The 22,798-nt window shown below is 41.2% G+C and carries 26 protein-coding genes; 4 read left to right on the top strand and 22 right to left on the bottom strand.

Annotation, left to right across the window (positions count from 1 at the left end; translation table 11 throughout):
- Positions 1-104: 104 nt before the first annotated feature.
- The gene (locus tag NO992_RS15440; RefSeq protein WP_371378660.1) at positions 105-347 is read right to left on the bottom strand and encodes a PapB/FocB family fimbrial expression transcriptional regulator; all 243 of its coding nucleotides are present in this window, start codon (positions 345-347) and stop codon (positions 105-107) included.
- 345 nt (positions 348-692) lie between these two features.
- Here NO992_RS15440 and NO992_RS15435 point away from each other — a divergent pair, with 345 nt between their 5' ends.
- Positions 693-938, top strand: a complete 246-nt coding sequence (locus NO992_RS15435; protein ID WP_371378657.1) for an ogr/Delta-like zinc finger family protein — start codon at positions 693-695, stop codon at positions 936-938.
- Positions 939-1,170: 232 nt separating this feature from the next.
- On the opposite strand, the gene NO992_RS15430 is transcribed toward NO992_RS15435, so the two are convergent.
- From NO992_RS15430 to NO992_RS15390, 9 genes are all read right to left on the bottom strand, one after another.
- Entirely contained in the window at positions 1,171-1,560 is a 390-nt protein-coding gene (locus NO992_RS15430) for a hypothetical protein (RefSeq protein WP_371378654.1), read from the bottom strand.
- Between the two features lie 201 nt (positions 1,561-1,761).
- Positions 1,762-2,709, bottom strand: coding sequence for a pre-peptidase C-terminal domain-containing protein (locus tag NO992_RS15425; RefSeq protein ID WP_371378652.1), 948 nt, complete (start codon positions 2,707-2,709; stop codon positions 1,762-1,764).
- A 172-nt stretch (positions 2,710-2,881) separates the two neighbouring features.
- Positions 2,882-6,025 (bottom strand): replication endonuclease, encoded by a 3,144-nt coding sequence (locus NO992_RS15420; protein WP_371378649.1) that lies wholly within the window; start codon positions 6,023-6,025, stop codon positions 2,882-2,884.
- 168 nt (positions 6,026-6,193) lie between these two features.
- Positions 6,194-6,487, bottom strand: a complete 294-nt coding sequence (locus tag NO992_RS15415; protein ID WP_371378647.1) for a hypothetical protein — start codon at positions 6,485-6,487, stop codon at positions 6,194-6,196.
- Positions 6,488-6,512: 25 nt separating this feature from the next.
- Positions 6,513-7,100 carry an SAM-dependent methyltransferase gene (locus NO992_RS15410; protein WP_371378643.1) on the bottom strand — a complete coding sequence of 196 codons (588 nt, stop codon included), beginning with the start codon at positions 7,098-7,100 and terminating at the stop codon, positions 6,513-6,515.
- Positions 7,097-7,315 carry a hypothetical protein gene (locus NO992_RS15405; protein ID WP_371378640.1) on the bottom strand — a complete coding sequence of 73 codons (219 nt, stop codon included), beginning with the start codon at positions 7,313-7,315 and terminating at the stop codon, positions 7,097-7,099. Before NO992_RS15405 ends, NO992_RS15410 begins: the two co-directional genes overlap by 4 nt.
- An 8-nt stretch (positions 7,316-7,323) precedes the next feature.
- Positions 7,324-7,665 (bottom strand): hypothetical protein, encoded by a 342-nt coding sequence (locus tag NO992_RS15400; RefSeq protein WP_052258391.1) that lies wholly within the window; start codon positions 7,663-7,665, stop codon positions 7,324-7,326.
- 1 nt (position 7,666) lies between these two features.
- Complete coding sequence (locus NO992_RS15395) at positions 7,667-7,969, bottom strand: helix-turn-helix transcriptional regulator (protein ID WP_371378637.1); 303 nt, start codon at positions 7,967-7,969, stop codon at positions 7,667-7,669.
- The gene (locus NO992_RS15390) at positions 7,966-8,244 is read right to left on the bottom strand and encodes an AlpA family transcriptional regulator (protein ID WP_099029189.1); all 279 of its coding nucleotides are present in this window, start codon (positions 8,242-8,244) and stop codon (positions 7,966-7,968) included. The genes NO992_RS15395 and NO992_RS15390 overlap by 4 nt, the downstream gene beginning before the upstream one ends.
- 177 nt (positions 8,245-8,421) lie before the next feature.
- On the opposite strand from NO992_RS15390, the gene NO992_RS15385 reads away from it, so the two are divergent.
- Complete coding sequence (locus NO992_RS15385) at positions 8,422-8,886, top strand: DNA-binding transcriptional regulator (RefSeq protein ID WP_201435427.1); 465 nt, start codon at positions 8,422-8,424, stop codon at positions 8,884-8,886.
- Between the two features lie 173 nt (positions 8,887-9,059).
- Here NO992_RS15385 and NO992_RS15380 read toward each other — a convergent pair whose 3' ends face one another.
- The 8 genes from NO992_RS15380 to NO992_RS15345 form a co-directional block, all read right to left on the bottom strand.
- Positions 9,060-10,010 (bottom strand): phage exclusion protein Lit family protein, encoded by a 951-nt coding sequence (locus NO992_RS15380; protein ID WP_371378633.1) that lies wholly within the window; start codon positions 10,008-10,010, stop codon positions 9,060-9,062.
- A gap of 129 nt (positions 10,011-10,139) precedes the next feature.
- Positions 10,140-10,943, bottom strand: coding sequence for a hypothetical protein (locus NO992_RS15375; RefSeq protein ID WP_371378629.1), 804 nt, complete (start codon positions 10,941-10,943; stop codon positions 10,140-10,142).
- 125 nt (positions 10,944-11,068) lie between these two features.
- Entirely contained in the window at positions 11,069-11,539 is a 471-nt protein-coding gene (locus NO992_RS15370) for a hypothetical protein (protein ID WP_305776221.1), read from the bottom strand.
- Positions 11,540-11,972: 433 nt separating this feature from the next.
- Positions 11,973-12,323, bottom strand: coding sequence for a hypothetical protein (locus tag NO992_RS15365; RefSeq protein WP_371378626.1), 351 nt, complete (start codon positions 12,321-12,323; stop codon positions 11,973-11,975).
- 1 nt (position 12,324) lies between these two features.
- Positions 12,325-12,879 (bottom strand): hypothetical protein, encoded by a 555-nt coding sequence (locus NO992_RS15360; protein ID WP_371378623.1) that lies wholly within the window; start codon positions 12,877-12,879, stop codon positions 12,325-12,327.
- Positions 12,880-12,922: 43 nt separating this feature from the next.
- Positions 12,923-13,219, bottom strand: a complete 297-nt coding sequence (locus NO992_RS15355) for a hypothetical protein (RefSeq protein WP_371378620.1) — start codon at positions 13,217-13,219, stop codon at positions 12,923-12,925.
- A 207-nt stretch (positions 13,220-13,426) separates the two neighbouring features.
- Positions 13,427-13,684 carry a hypothetical protein gene (locus NO992_RS15350; protein WP_371378617.1) on the bottom strand — a complete coding sequence of 86 codons (258 nt, stop codon included), beginning with the start codon at positions 13,682-13,684 and terminating at the stop codon, positions 13,427-13,429.
- 150 nt (positions 13,685-13,834) lie between these two features.
- On the bottom strand, positions 13,835-14,815 hold the full coding sequence (locus tag NO992_RS15345; RefSeq protein WP_371378614.1) for a BsuBI/PstI family type II restriction endonuclease: 981 nt from the start codon (positions 14,813-14,815) through the stop codon (positions 13,835-13,837).
- A 129-nt stretch (positions 14,816-14,944) separates the two neighbouring features.
- Between NO992_RS15345 and NO992_RS15340 the strand changes: the two genes are divergently transcribed.
- Positions 14,945-16,456, top strand: coding sequence for an Eco57I restriction-modification methylase domain-containing protein (locus tag NO992_RS15340; protein ID WP_371378611.1), 1,512 nt, complete (start codon positions 14,945-14,947; stop codon positions 16,454-16,456).
- 139 nt (positions 16,457-16,595) lie between these two features.
- On the opposite strand, the gene NO992_RS15335 is transcribed toward NO992_RS15340, so the two are convergent.
- The gene (locus tag NO992_RS15335; protein ID WP_371378608.1) at positions 16,596-17,795 is read right to left on the bottom strand and encodes a tyrosine-type recombinase/integrase; all 1,200 of its coding nucleotides are present in this window, start codon (positions 17,793-17,795) and stop codon (positions 16,596-16,598) included.
- A 122-nt stretch (positions 17,796-17,917) separates the two neighbouring features.
- Here NO992_RS15335 and sbcB point away from each other — a divergent pair, with 122 nt between their 5' ends.
- Positions 17,918-19,387: an exodeoxyribonuclease I gene (gene sbcB / locus NO992_RS15330; RefSeq protein ID WP_371378605.1), complete on the top strand. Its 1,470-nt coding sequence runs from the start codon at positions 17,918-17,920 to the stop codon at positions 19,385-19,387.
- A gap of 206 nt (positions 19,388-19,593) precedes the next feature.
- On the opposite strand, the gene NO992_RS15325 is transcribed toward sbcB, so the two are convergent.
- Genes NO992_RS15325 through NO992_RS15315 form a run of 3 tightly spaced genes read right to left on the bottom strand, consistent with a single transcriptional unit; the run spans position 19,594 to position 22,697 of the window.
- Positions 19,594-20,823 (bottom strand): lipoprotein-releasing ABC transporter permease subunit, encoded by a 1,230-nt coding sequence (locus NO992_RS15325; protein WP_371378602.1) that lies wholly within the window; start codon positions 20,821-20,823, stop codon positions 19,594-19,596.
- On the bottom strand, positions 20,816-21,505 hold the full coding sequence (gene lolD / locus NO992_RS15320) for a lipoprotein-releasing ABC transporter ATP-binding protein LolD (RefSeq protein WP_095728963.1): 690 nt from the start codon (positions 21,503-21,505) through the stop codon (positions 20,816-20,818). Before lolD ends, NO992_RS15325 begins: the two co-directional genes overlap by 8 nt.
- On the bottom strand, positions 21,498-22,697 hold the full coding sequence (locus NO992_RS15315; RefSeq protein ID WP_371378599.1) for a lipoprotein-releasing ABC transporter permease subunit: 1,200 nt from the start codon (positions 22,695-22,697) through the stop codon (positions 21,498-21,500). Before NO992_RS15315 ends, lolD begins: the two co-directional genes overlap by 8 nt.
- Between the last annotated feature and the right edge of the window lie 101 nt (positions 22,698-22,798).

Genomic DNA, 22,798 nt, shown 5'->3' with positions numbered 1-22,798 from the left:
CCACAAAATTGTCGGACTCTCAATACTAAACATAGAAATAATACTTACACCAAAAAAGTTACTATTTACTTATTTTAATAATAAAGTTGTAGCGTACTCCTAAGCTAACTAGGTAAATCTAACTCCTTTATCCTTTCAATTACAGCTGCTTTTTCTTCTAGCTTACTGATAGCTGCAGAAAGATTTGAAACTTCGACACCATTAATAGCGGCAGAAGCTTTCTTATCAAGACCTCTTACCAAATAATCGCTGAGCGCATTGATAACACTTTCACTTTGGATTCGAGTAAGAGATAAAAGCAATTCAAAACGTTCTTGGCTCTGCATGCCTTTAAAAAGATATTTCATAAAATAGTTATGAGTTAAGCCATAATTATTTTAGTTTATTTTGATTTTCAGTTTTTACAATTATTTTTGCGATATTGTTGTCACTTTCATGTCAAAGCGTGTCACAACTTTGACAATCAGATCCTTTTAAGCAAATCGCTAGATCCTTTATTTACTTGGCTTAACTCTAAGGCGATTGTCACTAGGCTTGTCAATTTGACGCATTTTTTGTGCGAAAGCGGAAGGCGAGGAGGAGTGAATTCTGGGCGTTTTCGGTTTCCAGCAGCTGATAAATTGTTTATTTGATAGCGCTCGAACTACTGTATATAATCACAGAAAAGAGTTGACTACTTTAAGGTGCAAAATATGCGGGTAAATTGTCCTAACTGCATGAATAAGGCGATTATTACATCGAGGGAAAACCAATCATCTGGCGTAGCTGATCTTTATTGCTCTTGCACCAATAGCAAGGAATGCGGGGCTACCTTTGTAACAACCATTGCATTTAGGCATTACCTAAACCCACCAAGAAAAGATACAGCCAGCATTGCGGCATCATTAATAAAGAATTTACCAAAAGTCGAGCAGCTAGAGCTACTCAACAATGTATGAACAACGCTTACTTTTATACCTCCCGCTACCTATTATCAATATCGAAAATGACAATCTAAAAATTAATCAGCAAATGTATGCTATTTCCTGTTATTACTCACGTCAATTGGAGTTTTAGAACAAAAAAGTATGACAAGAGAACACTCTACAACAATTAGATTATGATCATAAAATTACCAATCAACATGTAACCTATTCTGGAAACAACTCGCACACTCACAACTTAAAAACACTATCTTATCAATATATTTTCCCAAAATTTATATACCTTTTCAGCAAGTTCAAGTGCTGAATGACTCTGCGAGCCACCTTCACCGTCTGTATACTTCACTTCTTGTTCATTGGAATCACACCAATAGGTATTGCGCTCAAGAATATTGTGCCTTTGACTAGACACCATGAAATGTTTGGCGCCATTAGCTAAATGTGACACAACCTTTAAAATTTCATATTCTTTTTTAATTGTTTTATCGCCAATCCAATCTGGGAGATGTTCAGCAGTAACAAAAAAATCAAATGAAGCATAAATATTACTTGGATCATCTTGCATTCTGCCCAAATCATATTTTAGCTTATCGAGCAAGTCTGTTGGGGTTTGTAACTGGTTAGTAAAGCCTATCAATTATTTATTCCTCTTTTATTGAAGCTCTCTAGCATTAAGTTATATTGTTGCTCTTTACCATGATTTCAAGGTTCCTAAATTAGTTTTATCTTTATTGTAGATTCACGTAAATCGTTCAGTGAAAATACTTTTTGGAGTTAAGCTATTCAGGCCTGCACCAATTTAAACGCGACCAATTGGCCGCGTTTATATCTAAGGTTCTTAGTTAGCTGGGTAGGGGCATGGTTCTTCAACACTATCCCACCAAGGTCGGCTCAGAATATGAGTAGCTCTTGGTGTATTGCCACACCACTCATGCCAATTGGGTACATTACCTTGATAAAAGTCGATAAGTTTGTTGCCAATATCAATGCTCTCCATTCCAGAGATATTTGTTTCAGAACCTGAATAGATGGCGAAATGTAAATGGTCTGCAGTAGTTCCTACGTTAGAAATCGTACCTAGAACCGTATTAGTACTAACATTCGTCTCCAATAACGGCAGAGTGCCACTCATGTGCATATAACCAGAAAACCAAGGGTTGAGGACCGTTCCATCCCCAAGTGTTAGGTCTGAATCATGCTGCACTAGTACAAAGCCTAAACTTGTACTTCTGGCTATTACAGTACCATCGGCAATTGCAGTTACATCAAGATCTCCATCAGCGTTTTCAGGACGATTTAAATCAATCGCATATGTGTCATCCATTTGGCTATAACCACCATTGCTTGTGTGGAAATCACTTCCTATAATGGAGTACCAATCTGTTCCGTTTGAAGGGAATTCCAAGTTATTATCCTCGCTCCCCAAATTTACCTTCAGTTTATATGACGCAGTTGTAAAGCCATGCACAGAGATGTAAATTTGACCAGAAGCATTCGCTGTCAAATCACATACTTCATCTTCACTTCCCTCTTTATATGGTCTGCAATTATAATTCGATAGAGTTGGCTGGTTCCCGACTCGAACATACAAATCAACATCAGAACTAAGATCTGTCATTGCGACAGTCAAACGAGTTGCATCCTGTAATGCTGAAATCTGATAGTGTTGCCATTGCCCCTGAGAAATAGAGTTCGTTTCTGTTAAACCTGAGGTCAATGTAGCTGTTGCATGTGCTCCGGCGGAGAAAGTGAATAGGGCTATTGAGTTGAAAATTAATTTACGCATTGATCTATCCTTGCTTAGTTTAAAACACAAAAAATAACATAAAAACACCAATTTCCTAACACAAAAAACACATTATCAACACCAAAATTCCAATGAAGTAACTTAGATATTTACTAGGCCTCATTATAGTGTTGCACTAAAAGGAAGAATAGCCCAAGAGCGATTACTATAATTACGCCATACTAAACCCAATATCCCACCAATCATTCGCATTGATATCAGTAGCTAGTCCACTAACGATCAACCTGGCTAGCTCCATATCTCCAACTAACTGCAACTTCTTCTTGTATTTGCAGTTCGACGGCAAGCGTCGCTGTTCGGCTTCTGCCAAGCTGAATGCCAAATCAACAATTTCTCTCGCCTCACGCCAATGATCCTTTTCTGGTGTAGCTGCAATTGCTCGGTCCATATCGCTAAAGTCAAGTTGTTTAAACGAACGCAACTTATCACCCTCTTTATAGAACACCCGCCCATGAGCCATAACGGTTCCATCTTCTTCTAACACTTTAAGCTGATCATCTTCTAGGACATCCCAATACGCTAGGCTGTTTACGGCTTCGTTCCTGCGTTCTTCAGCTTGTTTTTGGGCAAGCGTTTGCGCTACGTGAACCACATAGTCATGTTTGATCGCTTTTTTCTGGTCTTTTTCATCCATAACGAGCAATTGACCTCCCCGAATTACGTAAACTCGGCCATTATGATGCACCTTTTTACCGTCCGTCAGATCCTTTTTAAACTCTGCGATCTCTTTTTCTGTATATCCGATCATATCTAGCAATAATCCGTCTCTATGCCCCGTAGGGTAAGGCGTACAATTATTCCCACTGGTCCAAGATAGGTCGGCTGCGCCGACGTTGTTGGCATCGTGCATACTCGCATCATAGGTGTTGTCGTTAGCTGCGGCAGTACCAATTGGTTGTTTGTCCCAGGTATGAACTCGAGTTATTAGCGTGCATCTACTTTGTTCATCAACAACGCCTTTAAGCCGTTTTGTACACTCTGAATACGCATTGCCAAACTCAGTATGTTGATAAGCAGGTTTAAACCTCGCCTCGCGGCCAATGCCAAAACCACCCATTAAGGTCACAAATGTCTTAAAGTCGCCTCCATCAGCGGCTTTACGCACTTGCTCTAGTTCTTCATTGCCTTTAACTTCTTCACGCACCCTGCGCAGCTCACGCCAGATGGTAATTGAGGGGGATTTTTGAAATTGAAATTGGCGAATGCCCCACGTACTCGCCCATGCTTTTACCGGGTTAACAGCCTTAACGAGCTTTTCACCAGTTTCCGCGTCGTATTCGTTGGCTAACGCAAACCCGTCTATGTTTTTGCTTACATATTTTGCGATATAAGCCGCAGCACCACCTGTTTTGTTGCCATCTTTATCAACCTTTGGTGGTTCCATTCTAATAGCCGTATAGCGAGGGCCGCTTGGGGTGTAATCCTTTTTGGGTTCTCGGGTATACACTTTGCGCTTTTTATTAAGGCCCCATATTCTACGAGCGCGCACATACCTGGCACGCAGCGATTTACGCTTTTTGAACCGTTCAAAAAAGACCTCTCTATCGTCTTTGGTAAAGTACCTACGCAGAATGTGATTAACTTGATGGTAATAACGCTCAGGCATCCACAGCAGCATATGCCAATGAGTACAGCCGTCGGCATGTGGCTCAGCAACACGTATACCAAAATACGGTATTTCTTCGCGGTCTAGTTTAGCGCGTGCCTGTGAATACAGTTTATTGAGGTAATTGCTTGCTTCTTTCGGTGTTGAACCGTCCCACTTCGGAGAGTTCGCATGGAACCGGCTTGGGGTTGTAATGTTAAAAAAACCGCCTACATAGCCCATTTCGTCGGCAAGCTCTTCAGTCTCGCGGATCCGTAGCATTAATTCATTACGCATGTTTTCAGGGTTAGCCACACCTGCTTCCACGGCTTTCATCAACGAAATTACATCGTTATGCTCATTTACTAGCTCTAGGCTTTCTAGGTATCGTCTACCCCTTTCACGGTCGGCTTGGTACTCTTTAAGCGCCTGTTTAGAGCAATAAGCATTAATCCCCTTTCTTTTGGTGACTGAGCCTGTCTTTTTGTTATGTGTGGTAAATAGGTCACGGCCCACCTCTCCAGTAGCGATCTCTAAATGCTCTAGATAGCGACGCCTAATGGTTTTTAATTTGCGCGCCCACCACTTGTGGCACTGGGCTTTTAATAGTGCAATTTCGGCGTCTGGCTCGGTTAAATACTCGCCCTTTTCCTCAAAAGGTAGCGTAACGCCATACTGCTCAGTAAAGTCAGCAATGGCGTTATAAAAATCAACCATGCCCCAGTTTGATTGCTCGGCGGCTAAGTCGGTTAATACTTCAGTCACTTTGGCCGCGAGTTCGCTGGCATGCTTCTTGGTCTTTTCTGCATTGGCTAAAATATGCCAAGGCAATGGCATACTGTCAGTTATCTTTTTAAGTGTTTTTAGGCGGGGCTTGAGGGTGTTTACTGCACGTCTAAGCCAAGCATTGGCTTGGTATTGGCATTTTAAGTGGTTTTTAAAATCTTCTGGCACGCCCTGTTGCGTGTGCTTACCAAACTCATATAACCGCTTACTGATCTCTAATAACTCATCCTTACCCGCACTTGCTAGGTTTTCTAGTGATGAGTCATACTTAACTATAAAACGCTTAGCAAAACGTAGCTGTAGTGGCTTTGGTACTTTGCTTAAACAGTCATATACAAAGTCAATCTCAGCTTGGTCACCCAAGGCATTAACTAGGGCCATTGCACTGCTAGTTACCAACCCGCCAGCTTGTTTTGCAATGACTTTCTCTGCGTCTAATTCCGTTTGTGAACGGTCACGCTCAAATAGCTCAACACGTTTTGCTTTTGCCGCCTCTGCTGCTTTTAGCGTTTCCTCAGTTTGTCTAACAAAACTCGCCTGAATACTTCTGGCACGCTTGCTGGCTACTATGTCGGCAGCAATATAATTATGGTGGCGGTTGTTGTGTACTTTATTTAAGGCCGCAACTGCCTGTTTGCTCAAACCTAAACTGGTTAAATCTATTCTATGAGGTGTAGTTGCAAGCACGTTACAAAACCAAGCGTTAGCAGGTTCGCTTGGGTTTGTAGGCTCGTCTTGATACCAAGCTTCTGGCTCAGGTGTTATTTTAGAGATGTATTGTTTGGCGAGTTTATACTGGATATAAACGGTAAATCGCTGCAAGCCTTTTAACAATGTCGCTCTATGCGCATTATCCTTTACTTGCTTTGTGATGGTTACTACAGCTTTGCAAACCTCAAATGTTTTTATTGGCCATAAGCTCACTGGCATGTTCCCTTAAAAAGGGGCTTTCGCCCCATACAACTTGGAGAAGTTGGAATTTGAATTTAACCGGCTAGTGCTTTATAAATTGCTGATACATATTTGGCCTAATTGCATCTATTGCAGCGTTACTGCCCTGCCCCATAGTCTCTAAATCAAGCATTACGTGGTTCATATTGCTTCCTCTACTTGTTCAATTGGTTTCGGCTCTCCACCCATTTGGGCTGCGTTTAGCGCTGTTTTCATTTGGTCGTAGATGGGAGAAAATTCGGCATGCTCTTCACTGATCATTTCAATGATTGGGAGTAAATCAGTTAGCGTGTCTTCGCACTGCATTAGCATATGCACTGTGCTTCTTTGATTGAGCAAACGGATTGTAAAATTGGCCTGTTCAACCGCGTGATGAACAATATTTCTGATTAGGCGCTGTATTTTAGATAGATCTTGGTCTTTGATAGGGTGCATTTTACTATTCCTTTGGGTAATTAAATTAGATAACGGCTAGCTCTGCTGGGAGCCTAAACCCCTTGCAAAATACAAAGTGGGCGTATTCGATGGAGTCAGTTTTATTTGGTTTTTCAGGGTTAAAAGCACCACGTTTGCTATGCACATATACCGAGGCAAGCGGCACAGATTGCCACATGGGTTTTCGCTTTATACTTCCTAACCAATTGAGGCGCTGCAACATGATAACCACACCGCCATCTCTAACCATTTTTAATGATTGATAAACAAACTCTTGTGAGAGCCTAAAAGGTGGATTAGTGATGATTATGTCGTACTGGTTATATTCGGGCCCAGCAGGTTGCTTTAAAAAATCAACCCCCTTACGCTCTGCGCGAGAGTCAGTTCTAATATCCCAACTCTCGGCTACAAGGCCGTGTTGAGCTAGCACCGCTGGGTAACTCATTTCGTACTTTTCACACCCGCCTGCACTTGGGTCTAGAATTTGATTGTACGATTCAAAGTCGCTAATTCCGTCTTGCTCAAACGCATGCAAAAAGTCGTTGATCATCCAATGTGGCGTAACGTAATAGTCATCTTCATGACGTGTATATCCGCGGCCTGTTGAGCTCATGATTTCACCTCACCTAATGCTAAGCGCAGCATACGGATAGACTCGTCACAACCGCCAGTAGACTCAACCCAACCAATGGTTTGTTCAATCGCACGGGTTAGCTTGGTATTAAGCTCTAGCTGCTCTTGGTACAAACGGTTTAGTCTGCCTAACTGCCTAGGCGTAGACATAAAGGTTCTAACTGGTGCTTTTGCCGCTGGTATAGTTACACGCATAATCACTCCTAATGTTGGTTAATTGGTGTGACTACGCTGTCGGCACTGTAGCGTGGCGTATTTGGCTTAGCGCCGTGATAAAAACACTCTGGCTGCATGGCGTTCGCGTCGATAAATTCAATCACAATGTTGTTCAAGAACATCAAGCCATTACGCACTTTGTCGCGCTCGTCTAGTGTCATATCATTCCAGTGCTTATCTAGGTCTAAACGGCTGAACCCTGCTGTAAACAGCACCAGTTGGCGTTGCTTTTGGCTAAGTACGTTTGTAAAGATGTAACCAGGCTTTTTACGGTGGTCGCCAATCATTGCTCGTATTTCGAGTAAGCCCTGAGGCTCTGCATTTGCCATGTTAAGCCTCCTTACTTTCTATGTAGTTGTCTCTAAATTTTATAAGTTGGGCACGTCGATAATGATTTGATCTACCAAATGGAATAGCCGGTGGAAATCCATCTTTTTTTGCAAGTTCCCAAAATTTTTTGCGGCCACACCCAAGGAGCTTCATTGCATCTATTGTGGGTAATAGTTCGTCTTTCAGCTCAGACTCCTGTTGAGCTAGTTGCTGCTTAAGCTGTACGTTCTCGTTAAGCAATGTCATAAGAATGGCTTGTGCATCCGGAGAGATATTTAACTGAGTTATAGCTTGAGTATTCATGCTGCTTGCTCCTTGGCTTCAAGTATTTGTTTTCCATATCTAGCGAAAAACGACTCTGTAGTCATCGAACGCCAAATATCAATATCGCTTGCTAGCCAGACAGTGCATCGGTGAGATACCTTCTGCGGTAGTGGAAACTTTCCTTCTCCCATCAACTTGTAAATATTTGAGCGCGACATAGCGCACTTTTCCTGCACCTGCTGTCTTTTTAAGAACACCTCTTTTGGGCCAACAACTTCACCAAGCAGATTTGTCCTAAACTTTGCATCTTCCATAGATCACCTCGAAACTATTGTTAGCACCTTGCATGGTTCCTTTTAGTAACTCGCATGTGCTAATCTTGTTTATAGATACTTTGATTTTATTAATAAAAACTAAAAGCGACCTAATAAGGACCCAGTCAAACCCTTAAAAGGACGCACTAGGAATAATATAGATCCACAGGTGGATATATGTCAAATACTATTGGCGAAAAGTTTCGATTAATCCGTAATACAACAGGCTTGAGTCAGCCCAAGTTTGCTGAGCTGGTTGGTATCAGCGTAAGCTCATATAAAAAATATGAAGGTGGCCACTCTGAGGTTGGCTCACAACCTTTATTAACCATTGCTAATCACCCTGAGTTTAAGAAGTATGCCCTCTGGCTTATTACTGGCGATACGAAGCCTGAAGCTGGGCAATATTCACCAAGCGACAAAATTGAATTAGCAAATACGATAACCACGGAACAATTTGAAGAAAAATTCGTAGAGACAGTTTCCCAATCACTTTTAATGTTCTGTCATTTAGATTGGTTTAAACCTAACGTTGAAAAGCAGGTCGACTTTGATGATTGTGGAAAGTTAATTCTAAAAGACGTTAAACCCTTGCTAGCCGCAAGGTATGCAGACGAAGAAAATACAAGTAAAACAGCATAAAAAAGCCCGCTTAAAGCGGGTTTTTTAGTTGAATAAGTTTTAACTTGATCTTTCAGATTTGATTGTTAGGACTTATTCAAATCTGAAAGTTGCATATGTGCCAGACTTGGCTGCTCAACAGAAACTCAATATCTTAAACCTAACTGCTATAACGCCTCAAACACCGGCGCAGTTTACTGCGTCCGAGTGCTTTGACTTTTTAAATGCTTTTCTATGCTCTGAATTAGAAATAGCGCATAGCTCTTTTGATCTACAATAACCATATTTTGAATTTTAATGCCATCGATTCTAACGACAGATATCAAAGCACATGATAGATAAGTCCAAAAATAGTCATCATCTTTAACCTCTAAGGCGCTGGATATATTTTTAATTCGTTCACTGATGGCAGGATGAGTTAATGAGCCATTCCAGTATGCTTCCGGGGTAACTACATAAAGAAGTACTGATGCAAGCGCCATAGCCATACTTCTTTTATTAATTAGAAGGTCTTTGTCGTATCCTGTAGTATTTGAATACTCGTCAATTTTTCCCAACAGGAAATCTCTAGCATAACTATCGCACTCAAATTCCTCTTCATGGATATCTAAGACTTTTCCTTCATTTCGAATTTGAACATGCCTAAATTCGTGCAAAAAGCAGTATGCGGCGACCATGCATAGCAAGTCGAAAGCCATGCTCCCATTAAGATCAGATGGTTTGCCTGAATCAGGTTTAGGTACACTGCTAGGCCAATTTATATTTTCTATTGAACCAGCTTCTTTGAGCGCTCGAATAGCTCTAATGATCTCATCTATGCGTAATGCATGAGAGGATTTTGAATCGTCCTCAGTTAGTATGTGCGGATTAAATGGAATTTTTGTAATTTGAGATAGATACAAATACGGAAGAAATAGATTAAAAGCCTCTTGTGTAGAAAACCCGAAAAGCCACAAATTACACATTGTTTTATAGTCAAATAGTATCAATCCAAATGAACCTGCCTCAAGGGTAAACCCTTCTTTATCAGAGGCTTGATTTACCTGAGGTGAATGCTCTTCCCACAGTTTCTCTAGTTCCTCCCGCCTTTCCGGAGCAGAGCCAACTATGGCTGCTTTTACAGCTTGAGATTCAGATGCTTCCATAAATCTTATTCCTTCTGGTTGATGGTGGAGCGAGCATTTTATGCCGCACTAAGTGGACTAAAATAGTGGGTTAAGATGTGTCGTGATGCGATCCGTAACCCACTGTTTTAGTTCGGTTTAAGTGCCTTGTTAATTCTTTAAAGCACTCTTTGCTTTATCGCTTACAGCATTGCCATTGTGAAAATGTTTCATAATTTTAATTATGATTTCGTCTTTAAAAAAATCACAAGGCGTTATTACAACTTCGTCATTCTTCTCATTATTATATTCATCATCGTCAATTATTATATGGAACCACATGTTAGGCAGCATAAAATTGTAATGTTTAAACTTATCATTTTCATCTAAAAAAATAACGGAAGTAAACATTGCCCAACGTTGTTTACCAGAATTAACTTTAACAATCAACTTAAAATTAAAGTTAGATTCACCTAATATATAACGTTCTATTTTATTTATCACCAAAGAATCTAAATTACTTTCAATAACATAAAGATGCCTCAATAAAATTGATAATGAAAAGTACTTCAGTACAGCTGCTTTTTCTTTATCAAAAAAGAAACTAGATATTAAATCATTAATATCAGAATCACTAAAATGACTAGGGATTTTGTTTTTTAAGGCAGAAATTTTCGCGTAGTAAAAGCATAATTTCAAGCCTTCATCATCCATCGAGTATATTTCACGCATCAAAGAAGCCATTTTGTTTTCATTTTTAGATAGACGTTCTTCACAATTTGAACAAAGCAATTTTTTCTGCCATTGACGCTGAGTTACATCGATATTTTTTGATTTAGCATCAATTGTAATTATGCCTTTTACATCGTTTATTTTGTCTTGATACTTTCTCATAAAGCGATAAAGAAATTTAGAAACGATATGACTAGATTGAAGTTCAGCCTCTTTTTTACATAAGGCACAATAAGTACACATAATACTCTCCATTTTAGAAGCTCAGTACAGAGATATAACGCCGCAGTAAGCGGCTAAAAAACTTATCTATAATTAGCGATGTACGAACTAAGCCAAGCTTCTTTAGTCCGCCCTTAATTGGTTTTTTATGAACGTTTTAACAGAGCCTTAACTGCATCAGAGTACTCAAACCCTAGTTTCGTTGAAGGAGTCTCGGGCTCCGCATTTAGATCACCTCCAGCAAGCAAAAGGTGTGCTTTCAAAGCAGAAAGTTCAACAGTTGGTTGTGGAGAAGGCTCGTCAAAAATCTCATCAATCAATCGTTTGCGAATACGAAATAGCTCTTCTGCTTCTTTGATCGTCAACTCGAACTTCTGTGCCTTACCAATATAATTCAGCGCCCAGAAAATAATCGAAAAAACACCTAACACAACCGCTGATACAGCAAATGGTGCCGCTTTGACCAACTCCAAAATATCAATACTCTTATCTGAAGTGGCGACTGAAAAAATAATGGTATAGATAAGCATAAAGAGAATTAGAAATATAATAGCCGCAGGATTCTTAAATAATTTTGCATAGATAGTTAGTGCTACAGGTCTTGTAATTTCACTCATTGTTAAATCCTTTGAAAATGAAGTATTCACGCTCACGACTCGACTCACAAGCTCATAACATTTTAGTATTTATGCGACATGCAGTTTGTGTTGCATAATCGCTTGTTGGACTGAGCTGCTACCCGCTCGGTGTGACAGAGTTGGTGTTGTTTATGCTATGGGAATTTGCTTTTTGGAGGCTCTCACTTTCCTAGCAAGTGTAATCAGTTTAGCCAGTATTATGTAAGCTTTCCCTGCATCGCTCAGCGCTTATTATATCTTCATTACACCTAATTTGCCTTAATAAGCAAATTATATTTTTTACGCGTCCAGAGGCCGCTAGCCTGAGCTATTAAGCGGGTTTACTAATTGATTTGAAGCAGCTACCGAGCTACTAACTCGTACACATAGCTTTGGTCACCGTTCGTGGCTAAGCTATACAATTGAGGCGGTTCTATTTAACAGCTTTAAGCATTGGCCGTTCTACTTTAGGCCGTAGCTCAATCGGCTTACCAGCCGTGGTCAACACGTAATTCTTTACTTTATGATGTGCCACAACTGTTTTTTCGTAAGAAAGTAATTTGTTAGGTTCTGTAATAGCGTCGTGTACTTCAAGTAGGATGTTATGTGAGGTAAAAGCTATACTTTCTGGCTCTACTTTCTCCTCAAGCGTTTCTAGCAACAAGCCAACATGCAGTCCTGCTTTTTGTTCAATACCTTGATTACCATGCCCTTCTGCTAACGTTAAGGCTGTGCCAAAAATCAAGAACACTTTGCAAATTAACATTGCTACTAGCAATTCCATTTTATACTTCCTTAATTCTTTTTAGATTTGCCAATTTACTAATTGGATAAACAGCAACAACTGTTAATGTCATTAGATTAAGTACGACAACGCCATACTTATAGAGTGGAGATAACAGATCTGAGTCCAACATTCCTCTTGATACAAACTGCATTAACTGCAACGAGGTCATTAAAAATGTAATGTACAAACATCTCCTAGCCGTTGGTGAAAAGCTACAACCTCTTATCTTATGGAGCCCAAAGAGAGTAAAAGCAAATAACATCGAACAGGTGAACATACTAAAATAGAAAAACTGCCTAAGCTCTAGTTTCTCCATTCCTTCAATTGTGACTATATGTTGCGCCAAATTGGAGCTGATAAAGTGAAATACCATCACTGTTAGTGCAGACAAAAAGCATGAGTGCAATTCGTGATCCTGAATAGTTTTTAGGCTACTTTTTCCGCCAAAAAACAAGCTCCACTTTCTATTTTTAAATTTAAATAGTAGGTATAAAACAATTAGGATTTCTAAAACTCTAATTGCTCCCCCTGTGATCACAAAAAAGTCTGTCATGCTTTTCCTTAAACTTCTTTATCAAATGCTACGGTAGGCTAGCTTAAAACTTTGGCGGTTCTATACCGCCGCCTCCATCACTACCATAACTAGCAGCAGTATAATTTTGTCTCTCAACTTTTGGCGGCTCAATGCCATCACCACCACCACCATTACCACCCGTTACTTTTGAGAGCATCGATTGATCTATAACCAATTTCGACTCAGCAACCTTAGCGATTTCTGCGCGCGTTATTGTGCTTTGATTAGTGTAGCTTGGCGGCACTATGCCGCCGCCACCGCCACCATTACCACCTGTTATGCCTTTCAATTCTTTTACATCAAGTGATTTGGAGTTCATTTTTAAATCCTTATTTATTAAAGTTGATTAATCCTTACACTTGTTCACGCAATGTTAATATAATTAACACTGTATGACAACAAGCAAAGTTAGTTTATCGCAATCAATAGGCGGGCTACAAGCCAAACACTGTTTAAAAAAACAGTGTGATTTTAGCTGTAGCCACACTCATCTTAATTGCATTACTCGGTAAATAGAAATGAATATCTATCGCCTAGCCTTATATCCATCAATACGAACCAATGCATTTAAGCCCATATATCTAGCAAGCTTAAATTTGTATGGATACCGCTTGGCAATTTGTACCAACTTTTTACAAGGCACACCCGTTCTTAACGCCAATAAAATTATGGCGATTGGCCGCTTCTCTGTTTGTTGAATTAAAAATGCGTACTCTTGGTTAGGCAAAAGTGAAGTACCGCTAGATTTACTGACTAGGGAAAGTAGATTTTGTAAGTATTTCATCATTCATCCTTGGGTTGGAGAACGCACTCCAGTGCGCTCACCATAATACTAGTTCAAGGAATGTTACTTTCCACTGTTCAAGGGAGTTAGTTCATTATTTTCGGTAATCAAAATTTTCAAAAAGGCCATAAAGCATCGTTAGTCTATATATCAATTAGTCTCTGGTTTAGCACTATGTGGCCCAAGGAACCTGTCACCATTAAAATGAATCATGTGATCTGGATTATCAGCAATCCAAACCTCTGTTTCCCATGCAATATCAGCTGCGTTTTTTCTAAATTCGGTTCTATGAGGAAAAGCCGTAACATAAACCCGCCCAACCGAGCAATCTTTCAAAGCCTCTTCTAGCTCAATCCATCGCTTTGGACTAACCGGCCCATGACTTGTTACAGCTTCGATTAGGAATAGCCACTTACGTTTCTCATCATAAACGACAACGTCAGGAAGTTTATCATGCGACATAGGAGGAACATTCAACGACTCCAGATATTGAGCTTCTAAAACCATATGCTTACCGCCTTCATTGCGGCTACTTGCCGTATCGCCAATATAAAGAACTTTACCCCCTTCACCAACAAATCTGGGGCAGAATTCATGTATTACATCAGCATGCAGTTGATTATGAGCACCAGGTGAGAGTTTGACTTCCCCCCCGTTTGGTAAGTTAACAGGAATTTTCTCTTTATTGATGGTTCGTTCATACATTGCTTGGAGGGTAGGAACGTCGTCAAGGAACTTCTCAACGAGCTCCTTCCAGTTACCGCTCGGGTAAGCATGAAGAATGTCAATAATAGGTTGATTAAGCGAGTAGTTGTTATCTTTGCTATTTGTTGACCTTGCTGGGTTATCTCGATTTCTATCAACAATCTGTGCCTGATCAAATTGGTGCAGTGTCTGTCGCCTAACTGTTTCCCTTGAGTTTGGTTTATAATCTTTACCATACTCACTTCTTATGAAGTCCATTATACTGACAGTTGGTAACAATGGCGCAGTAGCGACACTCCAATCATCATCAGGTTTAATATTAGCAAGTGCTAAAAAGACCCAAGCAGACCTATCGTTATATTGCTGTTTAGGTAAACCCAGAGCTTTAAGAATTTGTTTGGCCTGTTCTAACTTTTTTTCTTTCATCTTATTAGTTTTCAGATAGTTCAAGTATCATGGTTAACAATGTAACCTATGTTTAAGTCCATTTCTTCCTTTTGTTAGTCATTTTTGCGATACTACAAGGCTGAAAAGTTAAAAACCGAACTACGAAAAATGACAGACCTAGCAAAAAGCCTCTTTCCAAACTTGAACGACATTGCAGATGTCAATCGCATCGAAGCAAATGGGAAACTTGATGAAAAACTGAGGGGGAAGCTTGGTCAGTTTATGTCATCGTCTTCAGTGGCCAAGCTTCTTGCTGATATGTTTGAAGATGTTAGAGGTGAGATCCGACTACTTGATGCGGGTGCAGGGGTTGGCTCATTGACTGCTGCTTTTGTTGAGCGTGCAAAAAACCATGCTACCAGTATTGAATCAACATGTTTTGAGCTATCAGGCATAATGAACCATTACTTATCTGATACATTAGAGCAGTGTTCAAATGTTTGCGCGACTAATGATGTAAGATGGGAGCAGATGCTATTTGAAGAGGACTTTATTCTGCATGCCGTAGAGCACCTTCTTGAAGACACGTATAAGCCAAAGTTTAACAGAGCAATCCTAAACCCTCCTTATTTGAAAATTGCCACTAGCAGCGAAGAACGTGCAGCACTTCGAACGGTAGGTTTTGAAACCGGAAACCTTTATTCCGCATTTGTTGGGCTATCAATAAAGCTTTTAGAAGACGGTGGGGAACTTGTCGCTATTACTCCGCGCTCATTCTGTAATGGTCCTTACTTTAATGACTTTCGTAAACTATTACTAGATACTTGTTCACTCAATAAGATTCACGTTTTTAACAGCCGAAAGTCTGCGTTTAAAGCGGATAAAGTACTCCAGGAGAACGTGGTCTATCATCTTACAAAGGGTGAGCCTCAAAGAGAAATTGTTAAAGTCACTTCTAGCTCTTGCGCTGAAGACCCTGCCCCCCTAGTTTATGAAGTGCCTTTTAATAAAGTAGTAAATAAAAACAACCCAGATCGCTTCATTCATATCATTACAGATGCAGAGGAACAGAATGTTGCTACCAAAGCTGGAGGGCTACCTTGTTCCCTAGAAGACCTCGGTATTCAAGCAAGCACTGGTAAAGTTGTAGATTTTCGTACTAAGGAGAATCTATGTGCAAACTTTGTTGATGGTTCTGTTCCGTTGATTTTTCCTCAACATTTACAAAAATGTGCCATCAAATGGCCTATTGAAAACGCCAAAAAGCCTAACGCACTATTAAATAACCAAAGCACATCAAACTTAATGGTTAAAAATGGAACTTATGTTCTAACTCGTAGGCTCACAGCAAAAGAGGAAAAGCGTAGAATTGTTGCATCTATATATACTGCTGATTTGGCTGATGTAGATGTCGTTGGCTTTGAAAACAAGACCAATTACTTCCATGCAATGGGAAAACCGTTAGAGGATGATTTGGCGAAAGGCCTTTGGGTGTTCTTGAATAGCACTTTGGTCGATAGGTATTTTCGTCAAATGAATGGTCATACTCAAGTCAACGCAACCGACTTAAGAACGCTACGATACCCAACAAAAGAGCAACTTATTGCTATGGGCAACATGATAGACTTTGATGAATTTAATCAAGAGCGAATAGACCAGATTGTAGAGTGCCTTATTTAAGGCGCTCTACGTTGCGATACCTAAAAAACCAGCCTACAGACTAATTAAAGTTATCCATACAACCGCCTAGATCTTTTGCGGTGACATCTAACATTTTCTTTTCGGACTATCACTTTCCAGTAGCTAAGTATACGCCCCACTACAACTTATTTATCTCTTGTTCTATACATTGCCAATAGAGTTCGTATGCTTCTCGCTGATCATTGATGTAGTCATGCTTGTTATATACGGCCATTACACCACGCATTGCATGCCCCAGCATTTTTTCAGTTACATGCGGCAAAACGCCTTGCTCACTTAATAGCGTACTTAACGATCGCCGTGCATCGTGAGGCACAAACTTCGGTATTTTATATTTTGTGTTTAGGTGATTCCACATTCTGTCACAGAATTGGTTAATTGAATGGACTGTGGTTGATTTTGAAAGGTTTGCACCAGGGAACACAACTCCTTGGCGGCCATAGACTAGACCTTGATTGTTTATTATTGATAGTAGCTTTTTTGTGAGCGGTCTTCTAATTGCTTTATTCGTCTTGGAGTTTTCAGGGGGAACTGTCCAAGTTGCATTCTCTAAGTCGATGTGTTCCCATCGCATTAATCTCACCTCTGACTGCCTTGCTCCGGTAATAAATATAGCTTGTAAACATGCTTTGGTTGTAGGCGTTGCTTTCGACTGCTCTATTTGGCGCCAGAGTAATGCAATCTCTTTAAATGTTAGCCAGCGTTGCCCTTGAGTACTTGGCTCACCAACATGCTTAGTCTTTAGATCTAAAATAGGATTGTTATTGGGTATTTCGCCACGCATAGCAGCCCACCTTATTGCGGACTTTAATCGTATTAAAATGATCGGCGCTAGCTTGGCTGAGCCTTCACTTCTTACAAAATCAAAAAACTTGTGCCAGTCTACAGGTGACATGTCTTCCGCAGGTTTTTCTGTTAGGTGCGGCAAGATCCATTTATTGATGTTGTTTGCGTATAATATTTGCGTCTTTTCTTTGAATTTAGATTTCTCAGCGTCAAACCATGCTGCGGTTATCTGAGCTGGTGTCCGTCTAGCTACATCTCCTTGCCTACGTTCTTTAAGTTTTACTCGCGGATCTTCCCCTGCCGCAATCCAAGCTTTTAAGAGTGACACTAAATCTTGTGCGTCTTTTACAGATAAGTCTGGGTAATAACCAATCGTGACAATCTGCTGACTTCTAAGGTACCTAAAGCGATATTGCCAGGCTACCGTTCCGTTGCTATTACGTCTTACTCTTAGTCCGTCTCTATGCGATAATACGATAGGATCTTTTTTCTTGTTTACTAGCTTTCGCAGCTTCGCGTCTGTTATTGCCATAGTTACCACGATATACACACTTGGTAGTTTTGATATACACACTTATATACACACTTGTGCATAATTGCAAGAAACATGGAAAAACGAAGAGAAAACAAAAACAGCAATAAGCCATTGATTTTATGACAAATAAGAGCCAATCAGAAACATCAGGAAACGACCAGAATACACCCACTATCTATTGGCACGACTACGAGAGTTGGGGTGCGACGCCGCAAAAAGACAGGCCAAGCCAGTTTGCTGGGATCAGAACGGATCTGGATCTCAATATTATTGGTGAGCCACTGATTGAGTATTGTCAACCAGCGCCCGACTATCTCCCGCACCCTCAAGCCTGTTTGGTCACAGGGATCACACCACAGTTAGCACTAAAAAAAGGCCTGACCGAGGCCGAGTTTATGGCAAAAATCCACGCGGAATTTGCCAAACCGCAAACCTGCGTTGCTGGATATAACAGTATTCGGTTTGATGATGAGCTAACCCGTTATAGCCTTTATCGTAATTTTTATGACCCCTATGAACGTGAATGGCAAAATGGCAATAGCCGCTGGGATATCATAGATCTAGTTAGAGCCTGCTATGCGCTTCGCCCTGAAGGAATTGAATGGCCAACCCGTGAAGATGGTAACCCTAGTTTTAAACTGGAACACTTAACCGTCGCCAATGGCATTGAGCACGGCGCCGCGCACGATGCATTGAGTGATGTTACCGCAACGATTGCGCTGGCAAAACTGATTAAAACCAAACAGCCAAAACTGTATGAGTTCTACTTTAATCACAGACATAAAAAAGCGGTGTCGAGCCTAATCGATGTTTTCAATATGCAGCCTTTAGTACACGTTTCTTCTATGTTTCCAGCGCAACAAGGTTGCACCACTTGGATTGCCCCGATGAGTTTTCACCCGGTCAATAGCAATGCCGTGATCTGCTTTGACTTAACACAGTCGCCGGAGGTATTGAATGACCTTGACGTTGAGGCACTCAAACAACGGCTTTATACAAAACGCAGTGAATTGGGTGATGATGAGCTACCGGTTGGATTAAAACTAGTACATATCAATAAATGCCCGCTGGTAGCACCAGCTAAGACCCTCTTGCCCGAAAACGCAGCAAGGCTTGGAATTGACCGCGAGCAATGCCTGGAAAATTTAAAGTATCTTAAAGCACGTCCAGAGCTAAGGGATAAGGTTGCGGAAATCTTTAGCGATGAAAAGGGATTCGAGAAACCAAGTAATCCGGATTATCAACTCTACGATGGTTTCACCAGCAAGGCCGATAAAGCCAAATTTGCAATCATTCGCAATGCATCGCCCGAAGAGCTGGCAACCATTGAACTGGATTTTGAAGACAGTAAATTTAACACTTTGTTGTTTCGCTATCGGGCAAGAAACTGGCCGCAGTCGCTCTCACCTGTAGAGCTTGATAAATGGCGTAAATATTGCCAAAACAAGTTGATGCATAATGAAGATAACCCTTCAATTTCAGCCGAAGATTTTATGCTGGAGCTTGAAAACTTAGTCGCCGAAAATGAAGGTAATGAGCGCAATATGCAGATCTTAAAAGCGCTTTACCATTACGCTCAAAGTTTGTAATTCGCAAGTTTTCGACCTATGGGTGTCGGCCCATTGGAGATCGGCCTAAATATGTCGACCTAAAGGCCGACCTACGGTGCGTGTGTCATGGCAAATGAGATAAGGCCATGCAATGATGAATGGGCGTATCGGCCTGTAGATATGTCAGGCCATAGATGTCGGCCCATTAGATGTCGGCCTAAAGGCCGACCTACGATTTTATATTGTTACCCATTTCCCAGTACTTTGGCAGGATCCGTTTTGGTGGCTTGCCAAGCGGGATATAAGCTTGCGACGACTGCCATAACAAAAGTCGTGACCAAACTGATATAAATGTCTGTCCAAATAATTTTGCTCGGTAAGTATTCAATAAAGTAGACGCCTTCAAGCGGATTGTTATCACTCATATTGATCCAGGCTTTAAAAATATCGGGAATATTAATAGCAATAAAAATGCCGATCCCAGTGCCTAACAGTGCACCAATCCCTGCATATGTCACACCTTGTAGCGCAAAAGTCGAGAAAATTGTACGGTCCTGTGCCCCCATGGTTTTCAAAATGGCAATATCCGCCCGCTTTTCTTTTACTTCCATCACCATAGAAGAGACGATATTAAAGCTCGCTACAGCGATGATCAGAAATACCACGAGATAGACGATAGTGCGCACCATCTGAATATCTTGATACAGTCCACCTTGCGTTCGAAACCAAGATGATACGTACACTAAATCAGGTAATGCCCTACCCGCTGATGTCGCAATTTGCTGTGCCTGAAACACATCACTCACCTTGGCACGCAAGTCCGTTACTTGGTCTTCTCTAAAATCCATCGCTTCTTGCAGTGCATTAAGCGGCACTAAGGCTAATGTTTGGTCAAGTGGCCCACCCATATCGATAAGCCCCACCACCGTCGCTGTTAATCGCTTTGGCGCAGCGAGTGGATTATCCGAATGTTTGTTAGCAACCAAGAGTTGAATATTATTGCCAGCCACGACGCCAAGCTTGTCAGCTATCCCTTTGCCGATGATCACTTCACCCGGTTTTAATGCTTTTAATTCAGCGCCTTTTATAAAATCACCTATGCTCGACACCGTATGATGCCTATTCGGTGCGATCCCTTTTAACTGCGCCGCTTTTAAGGTGCCTTTGTATTGCAGCATGGCTGTTAAGTTAATTTCAGCCGTCGCGCTTACGACGCCACGCTGACCCTCCAAGATCCCTACTTTTTGCTGCCACGCTTGAATAGGGTCGTAAGGTGCTTGATAACTCACTTGCGGCACCACCGACAACAGGCGCTGCTCTAATTGTTCTTCAAAACCATTAATCACAGAAAGTGCGACTATCAATACAGCCATACCCAGCATTACACCTAGCGTAGAAGCACGGGTCAAAAAACCAATAAAGCCAAGCTGACGTTTAGACTCTCTAAAGCGTTTGCTTAAAAAATAACTAAGCATGCTGATACACACCTACTTTGCCATCGTCCAGTTGTACTGCACGACCAAGCTTATCTGCCAACTCTAAGTCGTGTGTTACAACAACAAAGCTGGTTTTTAGCTGCTGATTGAGTTCGGCCAGCAAGTCATAAATTCTCAGGGCATTATGCTTATCAAGATTGCCAGTTGGTTCATCAGCTAGCACCAGATCAGGTTCAGTCACTAGTGCTCTTGCTATCGCAACACGCTGTCTCTCCCCCCCAGAAAGCTCTGAAGGCTTATGATCAGCACGATGACTCAAGCCCACTTTATCGAGCATATGTAATGCTTTTTCACGGGCTTGTTTTGCTTTATTACCGGCAATTAATAACGGCATCGCCACGTTTTCAACCGCGCTAAATTCCATCAACAAATGATGAAACTGATAGATAAAACCCAAATGCTTATTTCTAAATTCCGCCTGCTTTTTACGTGACAGCTTGCCAACTTCCACACCTTTGATTTTTACACTGCCGGTGGATGCTTTATCCAAGGTACCGAGAATATGCAGTAAAGTACTTTTACCTGAACCCGAGCTACCTACAATGGCAAGCATCTCACCTTGGGTTACAGATAAATCAACGCCTTTTAGTACCGTTACTTCGGCTTTACCATCTTGGTAGCTTTTGACCAAATCTTGGCAGTCAATGACTAAATCACTCATATCTTAATACCTCTGCTGGCAGCACACTCGACGCGCGTTTAGCTGGATACAAGGTTGCTAAAAAGCTTAGCAATATACTGCCCACTGCCATAATCGTTAAATCTGTTAGTTCTATTTTGACCGGAAGTTCAGCGCCACCAAGCAACTGAAGGCCTGCGAGGTGGAGCACCTCATTAATATTGTTCGAAAGCAATAATCCACCAGCAACACCAATGAGTGTGCCAAAAATGCCGTTATACATCCCTTGCGCCATAAACACTTTTGCTATCATTTGTGGTGTAAAGCCGAGCGTTTGCAAAATAGCCACTTCCCCTTGCTTTTCACTCACCATCATAGATAGCGCTGAAATGATATTAAATACAGCCACTATCACAATAAGGCCAAGTAATAGCGACATAATGCGCTTTTCCATTGCAACCGCCGCAAACAATGTGCCTTGCTGAGTTTGCCAATCCTGTGTCTCGAGCCCTTGTAACAAGCTGTCCGCTTGCTGATAAAAATCAGGCAGGCTAAAAGCATCATATAAATGAATGTTAAGGTCGTATTGCTCTGGCTTCTTGCGCATTAACCGCTGTAAACTCTTCCCGTCGGCAAATGCCAAATAAGTGTCAGCTTCGCTCTGGCCATCATATATAGCGGCAACGGTGAATAAGCGCTGCGTCGGTGTGCGGCCAAGCGGTGTGTATGTGGTGAATTCCGGCATGATCACGCGGAGTTGTTGACCAACGCTTACGCCAAGTTTATTGGCTAAATAGCGACTCAGGGCCACTTGGTATTTTTGCTCGTACAATCGAGTTAAACTGCCGGCACGTATGGCGTCATACAACGCAGTTTCATACCCTTGAAATAGCCCTTGAAGTTGCACGCCCACCAAATCTTGATTGGTTTGTAGAATTACGTCACTTGCAACATATGGCGAAACTTGCTTAACCAATGGATGATTTTCAATGGCTTGTAATTTATTTTGATCAAGTTGCTCATTTTCCTTAATTTGCACATGCGGGATCAAATCAAGCATTGCGGCTTTTAAGGTTTGCTCAAAGCCATTCATCACTGAGCTGACGGTGATCAAACTCATTAAGCCAAGGGCGATACCCGCAATTGAGAAAAATGAGATAAACGATATAAATGCATTGCCTTTCGCAGCACGGCTATATCTTAACCCAACAAAGAGGCTAACTGGTTGAAACATAATCTATCTCGTAAAAAACTGCTGCACGGATACTAACATACTCAAAACCAGATTGATGGCAGGATTGCTATAAAAAGTGTGACAAACTATAAATTTGTTGA

This window comes from Pseudoalteromonas sp. DY56-GL79, assembly GCF_041414765.1.
GTDB lineage: Bacteria > Pseudomonadota > Gammaproteobacteria > Enterobacterales > Alteromonadaceae > Pseudoalteromonas > Pseudoalteromonas piscicida.
The sequence above is the reverse complement of the archived record's forward strand: the minus strand, read 5'-3'. Positions and strand labels throughout refer to the sequence as shown.